General features: G+C 43.7%; 17 protein-coding genes. 8 read left to right on the forward strand and 9 right to left on the reverse strand.

The features are described 5' to 3' along the window. Positions 1–50: 50 nt before the first annotated feature. Positions 51–1,076 carry a uroporphyrinogen decarboxylase gene (gene hemE, locus AAFN85_RS29885; RefSeq protein WP_347531637.1) on the forward strand — a complete coding sequence of 342 codons (1,026 nt, stop codon included), beginning with the start codon at positions 51–53 and terminating at the stop codon, positions 1,074–1,076. A gap of 196 nt (positions 1,077–1,272) precedes the next feature. After that, complete coding sequence (locus tag AAFN85_RS29890) at positions 1,273–1,806, forward strand: CopD family protein (protein WP_347531638.1); 534 nt, start codon at positions 1,273–1,275, stop codon at positions 1,804–1,806. Between the two features lie 3 nt (positions 1,807–1,809). On the opposite strand, the gene AAFN85_RS29895 is transcribed toward AAFN85_RS29890, so the two are convergent. Continuing rightward, positions 1,810–2,109: a hypothetical protein gene (locus tag AAFN85_RS29895; protein WP_347531639.1), complete on the reverse strand. Its 300-nt coding sequence runs from the start codon at positions 2,107–2,109 to the stop codon at positions 1,810–1,812. A 76-nt stretch (positions 2,110–2,185) separates the two neighbouring features. Further along, positions 2,186–2,347 (reverse strand): hypothetical protein, encoded by a 162-nt coding sequence (locus AAFN85_RS29900; RefSeq protein WP_347531640.1) that lies wholly within the window; start codon positions 2,345–2,347, stop codon positions 2,186–2,188. 114 nt (positions 2,348–2,461) lie between these two features. Between AAFN85_RS29900 and AAFN85_RS29905 the strand changes: the two genes are divergently transcribed. The 4 genes from AAFN85_RS29905 to AAFN85_RS29920 all read left to right on the forward strand — a co-directional run bounded on the left by AAFN85_RS29905 (position 2,462) and on the right by AAFN85_RS29920 (position 5,942). Beyond that, on the forward strand, positions 2,462–3,031 hold the full coding sequence (locus AAFN85_RS29905; protein WP_347531690.1) for a sigma-70 family RNA polymerase sigma factor: 570 nt from the start codon (positions 2,462–2,464) through the stop codon (positions 3,029–3,031). Further along, on the forward strand, positions 3,015–3,821 hold the full coding sequence (locus tag AAFN85_RS29910) for a hypothetical protein (RefSeq protein WP_347531641.1): 807 nt from the start codon (positions 3,015–3,017) through the stop codon (positions 3,819–3,821). The genes AAFN85_RS29905 and AAFN85_RS29910 overlap by 17 nt, the downstream gene beginning before the upstream one ends. Before the next feature lie 30 nt (positions 3,822–3,851). Next, positions 3,852–4,673 carry an outer membrane beta-barrel protein gene (locus AAFN85_RS29915; RefSeq protein ID WP_347531642.1) on the forward strand — a complete coding sequence of 274 codons (822 nt, stop codon included), beginning with the start codon at positions 3,852–3,854 and terminating at the stop codon, positions 4,671–4,673. A 270-nt stretch (positions 4,674–4,943) separates the two neighbouring features. Continuing rightward, a complete protein-coding gene (locus tag AAFN85_RS29920; RefSeq protein ID WP_347531643.1) occupies positions 4,944–5,942 on the forward strand; it encodes an ABC transporter ATP-binding protein in 999 nt (332 codons plus the stop codon). A gap of 68 nt (positions 5,943–6,010) precedes the next feature. Here the strand turns inward: AAFN85_RS29920 and AAFN85_RS29925 are convergent, their stop codons facing one another. Further along, positions 6,011–6,322 (reverse strand): hypothetical protein, encoded by a 312-nt coding sequence (locus AAFN85_RS29925; RefSeq protein WP_347531644.1) that lies wholly within the window; start codon positions 6,320–6,322, stop codon positions 6,011–6,013. Positions 6,323–6,544: 222 nt separating this feature from the next. Here AAFN85_RS29925 and AAFN85_RS29930 point away from each other — a divergent pair, with 222 nt between their 5' ends. Together AAFN85_RS29930 and AAFN85_RS29935 are read left to right on the forward strand one after the other, a co-directional pair. Then, on the forward strand, positions 6,545–7,675 hold the full coding sequence (locus AAFN85_RS29930) for a histidine kinase (RefSeq protein WP_347531645.1): 1,131 nt from the start codon (positions 6,545–6,547) through the stop codon (positions 7,673–7,675). Then, positions 7,672–8,403 (forward strand): LytTR family DNA-binding domain-containing protein, encoded by a 732-nt coding sequence (locus AAFN85_RS29935; protein WP_347531646.1) that lies wholly within the window; start codon positions 7,672–7,674, stop codon positions 8,401–8,403. The genes AAFN85_RS29930 and AAFN85_RS29935 overlap by 4 nt, the downstream gene beginning before the upstream one ends. Positions 8,404–8,526: 123 nt before the next feature. Here the strand turns inward: AAFN85_RS29935 and AAFN85_RS29940 are convergent, their stop codons facing one another. The 6 genes from AAFN85_RS29940 to AAFN85_RS29965 all read right to left on the reverse strand — a co-directional run bounded on the left by AAFN85_RS29940 (position 8,527) and on the right by AAFN85_RS29965 (position 14,934). Next, complete coding sequence (locus tag AAFN85_RS29940; RefSeq protein ID WP_347531647.1) at positions 8,527–9,936, reverse strand: DEAD/DEAH box helicase; 1,410 nt, start codon at positions 9,934–9,936, stop codon at positions 8,527–8,529. A gap of 10 nt (positions 9,937–9,946) precedes the next feature. After that, entirely contained in the window at positions 9,947–10,264 is a 318-nt protein-coding gene (locus AAFN85_RS29945) for a hypothetical protein (RefSeq protein ID WP_347531648.1), read from the reverse strand. Between the two features lie 282 nt (positions 10,265–10,546). After that, the gene (locus AAFN85_RS29950) at positions 10,547–11,389 is read right to left on the reverse strand and encodes an oxidoreductase (RefSeq protein WP_347531649.1); all 843 of its coding nucleotides are present in this window, start codon (positions 11,387–11,389) and stop codon (positions 10,547–10,549) included. A gap of 336 nt (positions 11,390–11,725) precedes the next feature. After that, the gene (locus AAFN85_RS29955) at positions 11,726–13,717 is read right to left on the reverse strand and encodes a M1 family metallopeptidase (protein WP_347531650.1); all 1,992 of its coding nucleotides are present in this window, start codon (positions 13,715–13,717) and stop codon (positions 11,726–11,728) included. Between the two features lie 118 nt (positions 13,718–13,835). After that, positions 13,836–14,345: an SMI1/KNR4 family protein gene (locus AAFN85_RS29960; protein ID WP_347531651.1), complete on the reverse strand. Its 510-nt coding sequence runs from the start codon at positions 14,343–14,345 to the stop codon at positions 13,836–13,838. A 238-nt stretch (positions 14,346–14,583) separates the two neighbouring features. Next, positions 14,584–14,934: a Spx/MgsR family RNA polymerase-binding regulatory protein gene (locus AAFN85_RS29965; protein ID WP_347531652.1), complete on the reverse strand. Its 351-nt coding sequence runs from the start codon at positions 14,932–14,934 to the stop codon at positions 14,584–14,586. Between the last annotated feature and the right edge of the window lie 12 nt (positions 14,935–14,946).

The raw sequence follows: 14,946 nt of genomic DNA on the forward strand, positions 1-14,946 counted from the left end.
TTTTGACTCTTGATTTCTTGACTCTGAGGCCTCCGGCCTCTCCACAAAATATGAGAGATTCGTTATTAATAAAAGCGGCATTTTCAGAGGCAACAGAACGCCCGCCGGTATGGATGATGAGGCAGGCAGGCCGCTTTATGAAAGAGTATTGGGATATCAAAAACAAATACTCGTTCCTTGAAATGTGTAAAACACCAGAGATCGCTGCGGATGTTACCATGCTCCCGGTTGATCTGTTGGGCATCGATGGCGCTATCCTTTTTTCGGATATCCTGGTAACCGGCGAAGCCATGGGTGGCGATTTGAGTTTTAACGCAGGTGTTGGTCCACTGTTTGCAAACCCGGTACGTACCCAGGCCGATGTTGATAACCTGCAAACCGACGTGTTGGACAAACTGCAATATGTTGGTGACGCTATTAAAGTAATTCAACAACGCCTCAATGGCCGCATCCCTTTGATCGGTTTCGCGGGCGCTCCTTTTACCGTAATGAGCTACTTAGTTGAAGGCGGATCATCAAAAGATTTTAAACGCACCAAACTGATGCTGCACAATGAGCCGGAAATGGCTCATCAGCTGTTATCAAAAATAGCTACCGTTACGGCAGATTATCTGAACATGCAGATTGCTGCCGGTGTAAACGCCGTACAGATCTTCGATAGCTGGGCACAGGCTTTGGCTTGGGATGATTATAAAGAATTTAGCCACCGCTACATTGCCGAGATCATCAGCAAACTGAACCGCAAGGATATCCCGGTAATTTCTTTCTGTAAAGGCAGCTCGGTTTTCGCGCCGTTAATGGCCGAGGCCAAACCTGATGTGATCTCTATCGACTGGAATGTTGATTTGCTGGATATTAAAAAACGTTTACCCGCAGGCATAGCAGTCCAAGGCAACCTTGATCCGCATATTTTGTATGCCGATAAAAAAGTAATTAAAGAACGCATCTATCGTTTGTTTGACCGCATGAAGAGTGAGAATGGCTTCATTTTCAATTTGGGTCATGGCATTATGCCGGATATTCCGTTTGATAATGTGAAGTACGCGGTTGAGGTGATTAAAGAATACAGGAACTAAAAAACTATAAATCCGGCGAGGGCTGGAAAGTGCGATTCCCCTCTTGAGAGGGGTGGAGGGGTGTGTTAACCAAGCGATAATAAACGCGGACTAAACACACCCCTGCTAACGCTCATTCCCACCGCGCCCCCTCTCGAGAGGGGAATTTAACCGCCGGGTATCAATAACTAATACTCCTCTTTTGAGGTTAGGGCACATGTACCAATACGTTCTCGCTATACACATCATTTTTGTAGTCTGCTGGATGGCGGGGCTGTTTTATATTGTGCGTTTGTTTATCTACCATACCGAAGCGCAGGATAAGCCCGAACCGGAGCGCACTATCCTTTCCAAACAGTTCGAGATTATGGAAAGCAGGTTATGGAACGTGATAGCAAAACCCTCCATGCTTATTACCATTTTGGCGGGTTGCACCATGCTGTATTTAACCCCAGCATGGTTAAAAATGCCATGGCTGCATATTAAACTAACCTTTGTATTGGGTTTAGTTGCATATCATCACATTTGCCAATCTAAAATAAAACAGATGCGCAATGGCGTTTTCAAATGGACATCCAACCAATTACGTCTTTGGAATGAGCTGGCTACAGTTTTCTTATTTGCGATAGTTTTCCTTGCGGTGAAGAAAGATGCTTTGAGTTGGGTGTTTGGTGTTGTAGGGATTGTATCGTTAGGGGTTATATTGATGATAGCGGTTAAAATCTATAAACGGTTTAGGGAGAAGAAGTAAACTCTATTCGAAAGCTTCATCATCAAGCTCTATTTTCCCCGCCAGTTCCAACAGTTTCTTTTGATTTTCTAAAATCGTCGAGATATCATTTCCACGTTCTTCTCTTTGCCATTGCAGAGCATCCCCAAACGAAGATTCCGAAGTAGCCTTGAAATTTAAGATTCGGTCTTTGACCGCTTCACGGTTTATGCCTTGAGTCTTAGCTACGACATATTTTTCCTCTACAATAACATTAAGTTCTTTGGCCAACGCAATTATTTTTGCGATGCTTTCTTCATTATCAGATTTGAGGATTAATTCCATAATTTATTTTGGCTTTTACTCAAAACTACTTTAAACGAAAGCTTATAACAAATCATTGTCCTAAAAATCGCCTTTATCAGGAGGCACCTACGGAGCCAAACGCATTCTGATTTTCTGCTATAAACATGTTACTCCTACGGAGTTGTATAAATTCGATAATAAACTCCGTAGGAGTACCATGTTTATAGAATGGCAAAATGCCCAGCCCGGCTCCGTAGGTGCCTCCTACTTGTGCCATACTTTAAAGCGAGATTACTATTTTGCATTACATTTCACCCGATAAACTATTTATCAAAAATATTTCAATCCCCATGCAACCATTTACATCAACCCAACATCTTACCTATAAATGATGTTTTTGGAACCTAACTATACCATTCACCAACTGATTGATCGCTGCCGGGCAGGCGAGCGTAAAGCACAGGAGTTGCTTTACAAACAGTTTGCCGGGAAAATGCTGGGGGTATGCATGCGCTACGCTACCGACCGCATGGAGGCCGAAGATATGTTGCAGAATGGTTTTATCAGGGTTTTTCAAAAGATGGCTGATTACCGGGGCGAGGGATCATTTGAGGGCTGGGTTAGGCGCATTATGGTTCATAGCTCTATCGAGTATTACCGCAAACACCATAAAATGATGCAGGTTGTTGATATTGACGAAGCCGGGCATGAGCCTTCGGTAAACCCGATAGCATCGGCCAATTTGGATGCCAAGGTGCTGATGGGCATGATCCAGCAACTGGCACCGGGATACCGCATTGTGTTTAACCTTTACGCGCTGGAGGGCTATTCGCATAAAGAGATAGCCGAAATTGTGGGCATTACCGAGGGTGCCTCCAAATCGCAGCTATCAAGGGCGCGCACAATACTGAAAGAACAAATTGCTAAAATGGAGGGCAAAAGTTATGGATATGCAGGATAAGGAACTGGACATGCTGTTTAAGCAACAGCTTGATGACCTGGAAATACAACCGTCGGCCGCGGTGTGGCAGGGCATCAGCTCCGAACTAAATGGCCACAGGCGTAAACGCATATTATTGCCCCTGCTTAGCGCGGCAGCCGGCGTGATATTGCTTGTTACCGCCGGGATCCTGTTTATTCCTAAACATCATGTTAAGAATGATGATGCCCAACATTCAAACCGGATAGCTAAAACAACTAACCCTGTAAAGCAACCTACCGTTGTTAAGGCCGAAGCTGTGGCACCTCCAACCACAGTTCCAAACAAAACAATGGCTAATCCAGTTATAGCACCTGTTAATACGTTAGCGCAAACAAACAAGCCCAAAACAAAAAGCAATTTGGCACAGCCTGTACAACAACCTGTTATTGAAAACAAAAAACCTGCGGATACCCCTGCAGATCAGCCCCTGCTTGCCCAAACTCCTGTTGTTGATCATGATGTTATAAAAACCAGTGGACGGGATACAGCAGTCTCTATCAATCCAAAGCCCGTTATACTTAATAATGAAAAACCGCAACAAACGCTAATAGCGCAAGTGGAAACTCCGTCTGTTCCGGCAGTATCAACTAAACCGGTAAAAAAACATCATCGCATCCGCAGCCTTGGTGATGTATTTAATGTGATGATAGCCGCTGTGGATAAACGTAAAGACAAGGTAATTGAGTTTACCAACACCGATGAGGACGATGCCACCATTACCGGCGTAAACCTCGGCTTCATCAAAGTGAAGAAAGAAAAAGATAAATAAGATTTGTAGAAAAGATATATTGCAACAGATATGAAACGCCTCATTTTTACCCTCATGATATGCCTTGCAGCGGGTTTTACATACGCCCAAAGCAGCCCTGCCGATTCAACTCAAATCGACACCACTACTACTCATAAAAAGCACGTCAAAGTAAAACTTGGCTTTGGCGACGATGTGGCACAGGTTAATGTTAATGGCCCGGATACAGCCTACCACGCACATAAAGCGCCAGGTTTTTCTTTCGGCATCACGTTTTCGAGGATCGACCTTGGTTTTGCTACGCTGATTGATAACGGCAGCTTCACGCTATCTCAAAACAACAAATTCCTGAGCTACCGCCAGTGGAAAACCAGCAATTTTGGTTTTGATGTAGTACAATTTGGCTATCGCTTTAATAGTGCCTTCAAGATCTATGTATCGGGAGGCTTCGACTGGACGCATATCCGTCTGCGTGATGATATTACTATCCAACGCAACGCGCCGGTACTTACCTATGTACAGGACAGCATCCATTACAGCAAAAACCGTTTTTCATCAAGCTATTTGCGGATCCCGCTATCGTTTTATTACCGTAGCCATGAAGATGATCGTGGTAACTACTTCAGGTTAGTTGCCGGTCCGGAAGTTGGGATATTATTGAATGGCCGCGTAAAACAGATCAGCGATGAGAATGGTAAACAAAAATTCAACGACGATTATCATTTTGCCAAACTACGTAAAGGTGTATTTGTGCGCATGGGTTACGGCATCATGGGTTTATATGCTAAATATTACTTTAACGATATGTTTGAGGATAGCCCGGCACAAAAAGGGTTAAGAAACTTTTCGTTTGGACTCACCTTCGGCTTCTAAGATTTCTTTTAAAAACGATTCAAAATAACTGCTACATCCCCGAGCGTCATTGCGAGGTACGAAGCAATCCCCGACTGTACAGGGCGGATCGGATTGGTCGCTCTGCCTCTTGGGGATTGCTTCGTACCTCGCAATGACGACTTTAATATGTTTTTAAACAGCTTCTAAATAGAGAAACAATGATTCTGAGCTATGGATTGAGCAGGTACTCTTCTCATGGTAATCCTCAAATCCTAATAATCATGGTTCAAACGTGTATCTTTACCCCCAATGTCAGATACACCATTTTTCCAGGCGGTTGCCGTAAGTAAAATATATCCCGGTAAACAGCAATCAGGCTTAAAAAAAACGGATCTAAGTATTGAGTCGGGTAAAATAACAGCCATTATTGGTGAAAGCGGCAGCGGCAAAAGCACCTTGTTAAAACTGCTTTACGGCCTAATCTCGCCTGATGAAGGTACTGTTTACTTTAAAGGCGAACGCATTTGGGGGCCGGAAGAAAAACTGATCCCCGGTCATGATGCCATGAAAATGGTAACCCAGCATACCGACGACCTGAACCTGTTTGCCAAAGTTTGGGATAATATAGCAGCCATGCTCCCGGCTACGGATCTGAAAGCCAAACAAGAGAAAACTGAACGCGTACTGAAACAACTCAACATGTTCAGCATGGCCGATAAACGCGTGGCCGATCTAAGCGGCGGCGAAAAACAACGCGTAGCCATTGCGAGGGCTATTGTAACCCAACCCGAGGTATTGTTTTTAGATGAACCATTTAACCAGGTAGATACTTCATTCAGGGAAGGGTTACAGCATGACATCAGGCAAATAGTAAAAGAAACCGGCATAACGGTGATCATGGTATCTCATGATCCTGCCGAAGTACTTTCAATGGCCGACGAACTTATCGTTTTAAACAAAGGCGAAATAGTAGAAACAGGCAACCCGAAGGCAATGTATAAACACCCTCAAAATCTTTATACAGCAAAGCTTTTAACCAACTGCAATATCTTCAATGCTGCCGAAGCCCACTTTTCGGGCATCAATACCGGTGCGCAATATGTGGTGATCTACCCGGAGCATGTGAAAATAAAACTCATCGCCCCAACAAAAAACTGGACGGTGAAACAGGTATTATTTAAAGGTTTTTATGAGGAATTGATATTAAGGCAAGGCGAAACCGAGATGCGCGTATTAAGCGAAGAACCCGGCAAACATACCGAGGGCGAGCATGTGGCCGTGCGGGTTGATAAGTGGTTGGAGTACTAAAAAAATTTGGACCAGTGCCGCACCTCGCGCCAGCAACTGGTCCTTAAACGTATATTTAAAAAAAGGTCTTAATGCTTCAGGTTAAGGCTAAGCGTTACCAGGTTGCGGCTCTCAATGTAGGCTGTCCGTTCACTTAGCTTATCCAATATCTGGTTTAGTGCCACTAGCGTTTTCTTCTTTTTAGTGTTAAGTTTGGTATAAACAGTTTCTTCATACATCAACCTGTTGTTGGCATCGTAAAATTTCACGGTTTGTACTTTGGGCAGGTTTACGTTGCTTTCAATAACCCAAAAACCCTGGTTTGCATTTAATTTATTTTGAGCCTGGCTACCCGTAATCAGGGCAACGAGGATAACGATGGTTGTGATAATTTTTTTCATGGCTTTATCTTTATTGTGAAACCAAGTTAGCCCTGCTATAATTATCAATAAAATAGTATCGCTATATCGCAGCTATCTATCGATAAACTGCAAAACAGATGCTATTAAAAACGTTCGTCACGCAAACGATACCTTAAACGATGTTTTTGATGCAGTTCGTCATTAAACAGTTGTATTTCGTCGCACTTGAATGCTTTAATTATTGCTTTACAGTAAATTAGCATGATGAAACAGGATTTCGGTTTTCCGCTCAGTAACATCAGGTTGCCACGTTTTTGGCAGCACCTGATATTCTGGATCATTGTTTCGTTGTTCATTACCAGTCTTTACTCGCTGCAAACCAATTTTTGGGTATCGTTACGCAACAATTTGTTGTACATGCCTATCCAGATAGCGTATTACTATGCCATTGCTTACTGGCTTGTACCTAAGTATGTTTTTCAAAAACGATATGTAATGTTTATGCTGATGCTGATACCGCTGGTATTCGCGGTTATATTTATCAGCCGTACTGTTGGAATCTGGTTTGTATTCCCCTACCTGATCAGAGTTATGCACATTACCGATGCTGAATACATCGCCTCAACTCATCGCCCGTTTTTTGAGCAGTTGATGGATGGGCAAAGCATGGTTAACGCCTTTAAGGGCAATAATCTGGTTACCGGTTTTGTGCTGGCTATTAAACTGTTTAAAATGTGGTACGAGCGCAAGCAGGCAGCTTTGGAAGCCGAGCTAAATGCTTTAAAAGCACAGGTGCATCCGCATTTTTTATTCAACACGTTGAATAATCTTTATTCGCTTAGTCTTAATAATTCGCCTAAATCTCCGCAGGCAATTATGGGCTTGTCGGATATTTTGAGGTATATGCTTTATGAGTGCTCGGATAATGAGGTGCCGTTAGAGAAGGAGATCTTTATGATGCAGCAATACGTAAAGCTTGAAAAACTGCGTTATGAAGATCGCATCGATATCAACTTCACCATCACCGGCGATCTGAAAGATAAAACTATCGCTCCGCTACTGATCCTCCCTTTTATTGAAAACGCTTTTAAACATGGGGCGAGCGAAAAGATAGGCGACACCTGGATAAATATTGATATTAGCATCACCTTAAATCATTTTAAATTAAAAGTAGCCAATAGCAAACCAGAGCGCCCTGTTAATGCAGGCGCCGATGCGCCGGGACATATCGGCCTAAAAAACGTAAGTACCCGTTTAAATTTGCTTTATCCAAATACATCCCGACTTAAGATCATGGATGAAGAGGATACTTTTTTGGTAGTACTTGATCTCGATCTGAAAATAAACAGACAAACGCAACCTTCCCTAAACCAACAACCGGCCCACGCATGAAGATCCGCACAATGATAGTTGATGATGAACCGCATGCCATTGAGGTACTGAAAAACTACCTCTCGCGTTTTAGCGAGATGGAGGTTACCGCTACCTGCACCGATGGGATCCAGGCATTTCAGCTATTGCAACAAAAACCTATCGATTTGATGTTTCTGGATATTCAGATGCCAGGCATTAAGGGTACGGATCTGCTTAAAAATCTTAAAAATCCACCCAAAGTGATTTTCACCACTGCCTACAGCGAATATGCATTAGATGCCTTTGAACTGAACGCGGTTGATTACTTGCTGAAACCTATTTCGTTCGAGCGCTTTTTACGAGCGGTTGATAAAATTTACCAGCTTAACGAACAGAAAAATAAACCGCTGATAAGCCACGAAGAACCTGTTGGCGATACCCATACCTTTATTTACCTGAAAGTTGACCGCAAAACGGTGAAAGTAAACATCAATGATATTTTATGGATAGAGAGCCTTCGCGATTATATTAAAGTAGTTGCCCTTAATAACCAGGTTTACATCACCCGGCAAAAAATAAGTTTACTGGAAGAGATGCTGCCTGAAAACCGGTTTGTGCGCATCCATCGTTCCTTTATAGTTGCGCTGAACAAAATAGATTCTTTCTATGCCTATAGCATTGATATTGCGGGGCATGAATTACCTATTGGCAGAAATTATAAGCAGGATGTGCAAAAGAAGTTGAAAGCGGAGCGGTTGCAGATGTGAGATATCATAAAAATCGTCATTTCGAGGTACGAAGCAATCGCACGGTAGCATGTCCGCCCTGCATAGTTCGCGATTGCTTCGTACCTCGAAATGACGATTTTATATTCAGCAATTGCTGTGCTTCTACACCACCCACCACTCATTCACCAAATTCAATTCATCTTTTGCACGGGTAACCGCAGTATACCACCATTTGCAAAGTTCATAATACGGCGCACCAAACATGCTTTTATCTAAAAACAGGTAAACTTTGTTCCATTCACCACCCTGGGCTTTGTGGCAGGTAACGGCGTAGCCGTAAGATGCTTTTAGGCAGTTGAGATAAGGGTCTTCGCGCATGGCGGTAAGATATTCTTCACTACCCGAAGCAAACCCTTCAGTTTTCATCCGGTTATTGAAACTTACCAGCAATGCTTTAGATTCATCATGATCATGGCTTCCCTTCAAACTTTCGAGCGCGTTGAGTGATAAGAATAATTTAAACTCTTTTCCTGAGGCTATAGCTGTTACCTGTACCTTTTGAAATTTAATGCCTACTTTTTCGGTAACTTCTTCCAACTGATCAACCACCACAAAATCGCCATTGGTTAGCGGCACGGAATAGTTATTTTGCGTTACCAGTAAAACATCGCCTACCTGTAAGGGTACATACCCCGAACCAAAAAGTTCGCGGCGCATATCCCGGTTTATTTGCTGTACTGTTTTGTTGCTGCGTGCTATCGCGAGGCATTGGGTTGGGCCCAATGCTTTATAATTAGTCGCATACAATCTGAACATTTCGTCGTCGGACTGGTGGAGTTTTACGTTATTCAAATTTCCAGCAGGCAGTTTAGGAAATCTAACACGCTCCCGGCTTTCGCTTAGCGCGCGGATGGCGGCGGCCAATAAAAGGATGTCGTTATCGCCCTTGGTACGCTCAATTTTTGATAATTGAACGGTGACAGGTACTTTTTGCTGCGCCGAGATCCATTCAATATCCAAGGCCGGACTAAAAGATTGCCCAACTGGCGGCAATTGGCACGGATCGCCCACAAAAATAATTTTGCTTTTACCCGCCACCAGGAAAAAATCGTTCAGCAAAATACCCGAGCCAAATACAGCGAAATCATTATTTTCGGATGCCTCACCAGAGAGCATCGAAGCCTCATCAACAATATAAACGGTAGTTTCCTCATCCGGCTGGCGGATGGTGAACTGTAAGGTCATTTGTCCCGAAATGCCAGCAGGTGAATTTTCGGAAAGTGTTTCTTCATCAAGCCCGTCTATCTTGCTAAAATTATATAGCTCGCTATGTACTGTTGATGCTGTAAAGCCTGTTTTACCTCTTAGCACAGTGGCGGCCCTGCCCGTTGCGGCCAGCATGCAAAACTTTTTCTTTTTATCCTGCAGCCATTGGGCAATATGCTGCATCAAGAAAGTTTTACCGGTACCGGCATAGCCTTTCAATACGAATACATTGGCGGCAGGGTGATCCAAAAACTTTTGTATAGCTTTAAAAGCCGCTTTCTGATCTGCGTTTAAGGTTGTAGGCACGGATATCCTATTAATTAAGCGGGGCAAAAGTAGCAAACATATCACCTGCTTCTGCCAATGTATTTAGGGGAATGTAATCGCATACGGCGGCATATTCGCTCCACATTTGCTGTACCACCGGGTTGTTGTGTGCATTAGCGATAGCTTCGGCACTTAGCCATTCAAACACTTCGATAATGGTACCGTCAGCAGCCTCCATAATGATAGATTCGCGATCGGTTACCAGGCCTTCCTGTTTAAGGCGTGGTAAATGGGTTTTCATTAGTTGCTTTAGCGTCTCCTCCTTGCCTGGCTTAGGCTTATAGGCCACAATTACAATTTGTCCCATAGGGTTAGTTTATTGTGTTGCAATTTACGATTTTGGGTGGTTATTTAATAAGCACCCAAAGGCGCGGAGAAAAGTCAAAAACATCAAGTTGCGGGTTTAAGCGGCCCACACCATAGCTGTTAACTTAAGTAAAAACTCCTAAAAAGCGTGGGAATGTGCGATTCCCCTCTCGAGAGGGGTGGAGGGGTGTGTTATTCTACGTGCTACATATCGCTTATATAACACACCCCTGCTCCCGCTCTTTTCTACCGCGCCCCCTCTCAAGAGGGGAACTTGAAACGCTTATTCCCCTTCCGGAAAATCTGCACCTACGGTAGTATCTTCCCAGGTATCAAAATCTTTTTGCAATTCCTGTAGCTTATTGCGGGCACCCTTCAACGCGGCTTTACCTAACAGCAAACGCAATGGTGGGTTTTCGGCTTCAACTGCCGCAACAATGGCTTTTGCGGCACGTTCCGGATCGCCGGGTTGTTTGCCGCTGTAGCCGCGGATATTGTTTTTGTTGGTCCCGGCAGTTTCTTTATAATCGTCAATAACTATTTTGCTGTTATTGGCCGATCTGCCTGCCCAATCGGTACGGAAACCGCTTGGTGCAATCACAGTAACTTTAATGCCGAGATGTTTAGTTTCTTTAGCCAAAGCTTCAGAATAACCATCCACAGCAAACTTGGTAGCATTATAAAAACCAACCGCAGGGAATCCTACCAAACCGCCTATAGATGCTATGTTAAGCACATGTCCGCTCCGTTGCGCGCGCATAATTGGTAATACAGCTTTGGTCATGTTAGCCAAACCAAAGAAATTGATCTCGAACATACGGTGCACCTCATCTTCTTCGCTTTCTTCTATCGCGCCGAAATAACCGATACCTGCATTGTTTACCAACACATCAATGGTTCCAAACTTTTCTTTAACCGTTTCAACTGCAGCTTTAATCTCGTCGGGTTTTGTAACGTCAAGTTTAAGGGCTACGGCTGTTTCTGGGTATGCCTCAACAATATCCTTTACATCATCGGTATTGCGCGATGCTACGCCGGCCTTATAACCTAACTCTAAAACCAACTTAGCCAACTCACGGCCAAAACCTGTTGAGCAGCCTGTTATTAACCATACTTTTTTACTCATGATAGATTGTGTTTTTATATTCAAATTAACAGGTAAACGGGCAATTGTTTGTCAGGGATGTTTCATTGTTACAGAAGTGAAAAATAAAAAAGCGGGGGAACGAGCGATTCCCCCCCTGGGAGGGTGTAGGGAGGGGTTTCTTCGCTATGTACTGCCGCTATGCATGGCGAAGAACCCCTCCCTCCTACTACACTTATCCCTCGCACCCCTCCCAAGGGAGGGAATTGAAAATTGTTCGTACTAATAGTGTTTAATACTTCTAAAACAAAAACGGCGACGAGTTTTCAACTCATCGCCGTTTCTTAAAATCTCCCCTTCAGGGGAGATTTAGAGTAATTATTTCTTCCAAACGTTATTGTCTGAATTATAATCAGGCAATACTTTGTCCGGATCATATGTTACCGATTCAATTTCTTCGGTTGAAGGATATTTAAATGTCCAGGTAGCGTTACGCTCCCAAATTTCAACCGGTAGTTTTATACGGTCGGTTTTGCCGCCTGTGGTTTTTACTTCCAGGATAACCGGCATCGCCATTTTACCCAGATTGTTGATGGTGATCAATGAACCTTTAGTTGGATCGTTATCAACATATTTCACATCGCTTACGGATACATCTAAACGCCAATCGTTAAGGAACCAGCCTCTCCAAAACCATTGCAGGTTTTCGCCGGCAGCATTTTCGATCGTGCGGAAAAAGTCGTCAGGTTGCGGGTGCTTAAACGCCCAGCGGTTAATGTAGGTTTTGAAAGCGAAATCGAAACGCTCAGGGCCTAATATCTGCTCACGTAACAATACCAAACCAGCGCTTGGTTTTGAGTACAATAACGTACCTGTGTTTCTTTCTTTAAGGTTGGCTGGTTGGCTCATGATAGGCTCCAGATCCGGACGGGTAAAGAAAGCGCCGGTAGCATGCATGTCTGTAGCGCGGGTGCTTTTGTATTCGCCGTTGTTAAAATCGGCAGTTGAAAGGGTGTTGATGAAAGTGTTGAAACCTTCGTCCATCCAACCAAACATACGCTCGTTAGATCCAACGATCATCGGGAACCAGGTGTGGCCAAACTCGTGGTCGTTCACACCCCAAAGGCTTCCTTTTTTAGCTTTCGCTCCGCAGAAAACAATGCCCGGATACTCCATACCGCCAACAATACCGGCAACGGCTGTAGCAGCAGGATAAGGGAACTCGAACCATTTTTTTGAGTTGTACTCGATAGATTTTTTAACGTACTCGGTAGAACGGCCCCAGGCATCATTGCCATCGCTTTCAACAGGGTAAGCCGAAATTGCGGTCGATTTTTTACCGCTTGGCAAATCCATCTTAGCGGCATCAACAATGAATGCAGCAGATGAAGCCCACGAAGCATCACGCGCGTTTTTAATTTTGAAGTGCCAGGTTAAAGTTGGCTTACCTGCCGGACGAGATTTTGGATCGGTTACCTCATTAGCACCGCGGATGATAACCGTAGTTTCGCTTTTTTCGGCAGCAGCCCAACGCTTTAATTGCTCAGGGGTATAAACTTCCTGTGGGTTTTGTAACTCGCCCGATGCTACTACAATGTGGTTGGCAGGAGCGGTAATGCTCAGGTCGAAATCGCCGTACTCCAGGTAAAATTCACCCGGACCACTGTATGGAAGCGTATTCCAGCCCATTACATCATCATACACACATACGCGTGGGTACCATTGCGCGATGGTGTAAATTTTACCATTTTTAGTTTGCAGGTAGCCGGTACGGTCTGAACCGTAGTTAGGCGATACAAACGAATATTCAACTTTTATTTTAGCCTGACCGCCGTTTGCAGCAATATCTTTTGGTAAAAAGATCTGCATACGGGTATCATTGATCAGGAATTTAACATCACTATATTCACCTTTAAGGTTGGCAACTTTTACCGATTTAATTTTATAACCGGCATCAAACGCCTCGCCCCTGCCCCAGTTACGGCTACCCGATGGTGGAACAATGGCAGTACCCCTCGAATCTAATTTAAACAAGTTCTGATCTAACTGCATCCACATAAAGCCCAAAGTTTGCGGACTGTTATTGGTATAGGTTAAAGTTTCAGAACCGGTAATTTCATTGGTTTCATCGTTTAGTTTGGCAGCCAATTGATAATCGGCACGGTTTTGCCAGTATTTGGCACCAGGCTCTCCACTGGCGGCACGAAATTCAGTTCCGTTTTTAGTGTAAAAGCCAGGCCCGAAAGTTTCGTGGTAATCATACACCGAGCCGGCCGGGGTAGTAGATGCGGGTGGTGCTTGCTGGGCATTACCTACACTTGCAGCCAGGGTAAGGGCAAGGCTGCAACCTGCCATTAATTTTAGTTTCATGTTCAGTCAAATAAATTCAGTAAAAAGAACAAGTATACTACAAATTAGGGAGATGCGAGGGGTAGGTAAAACGATTGTTACGGATTTATTAAGGGGACGATACCTGAGATAGAGAACGTTAATCCGGATTATCTTGCATAAATTTCAACACGTATTTAAAATAATCTTCCAGGTTTTCAACGTATCGCCCACCAGGTATCCAGTAAGCAAATTTCATATATTTCCATGCGCCCAAATCAGAAGAAGCGGGGGGAACTAACAAAAACTGCTGCTCCTGACCATTACCTGCTACCAATATGCTTCGTGGCAAATCAAGACCTTCCTCCGACTCTGATTTGTCCCAAATCTTCAGTAAATCAGGATCGATATTTTTAAGATAGTCTATCTTGTTAACAGGTTCAAATTCGGGTTCAGTATCAATTGGTGCAGGGAAACCATTGGTAATAAGAAGAAATTTTTTATAATCATCAGGCAAAACCACCCCTAATCTTTCTTCGGCAAGTTTAACATCATCAGCAACTGCGGGCGAGTTACCTATCCATCCTGTTTTGATCTTCTCCTCCGTTATATAACTGTAAGAGCATTCAGGAGTGGTTAACCGAGATATTTGTTTAAGGATTTCTTTCATAACTTACTTGAATAGAATAAAATTAATCCGGAAGCGCGCGTTTCTTCAAAAATGTATATCCTAACCAAGGCTACAACATGCGCGTTGCCTGCGGCCCGGGCTTTCCGTTCCAAGTCCTCGCCTTTCCACCCCTCAGTGCCGCGCGCGCTGTGGGCTTTCCACTGCAATCCCTAACGCAGCCACCGCACAATCCTCTTAAAGCAACAATATCATTTCATCGCCGTTCGCAACTATTTGTCTACTTCCCCAAAAAATGATCAGCATAAACCTTCTCATCAAATCCAAAAAACAAAAACCCACCATCCTCAATAACCGGGCGTTTGATCATGCTGGTTTTTTGTTGTAATAATTGCAGGGCATCTGCATTGGTTTTGATGCTTTCTTTTACTGCCGGATCAAGTTGTTTCCAGGTGAGGCCTTGTTTATTCATAAACTTTTCGTAGCCGGCTTTGGTATCCCATTCCTGTAGTTTTTCGGTACTTACACCAAGCTTTTTAAAATCCTGGAAATCGTAAGCTACATTATTTTGTTTAAGCCAGTCGAGGGCTTTTTTTACTGTATTGCAATTGGTTATTCCGTAAACTTTCATGGGCGTAAATTT

Origin of the sequence: Mucilaginibacter sp. CAU 1740 (genome assembly GCF_039839285.1) — a bacterium.
Classification (GTDB): Bacteria; Bacteroidota; Bacteroidia; order Sphingobacteriales; family Sphingobacteriaceae; genus Mucilaginibacter.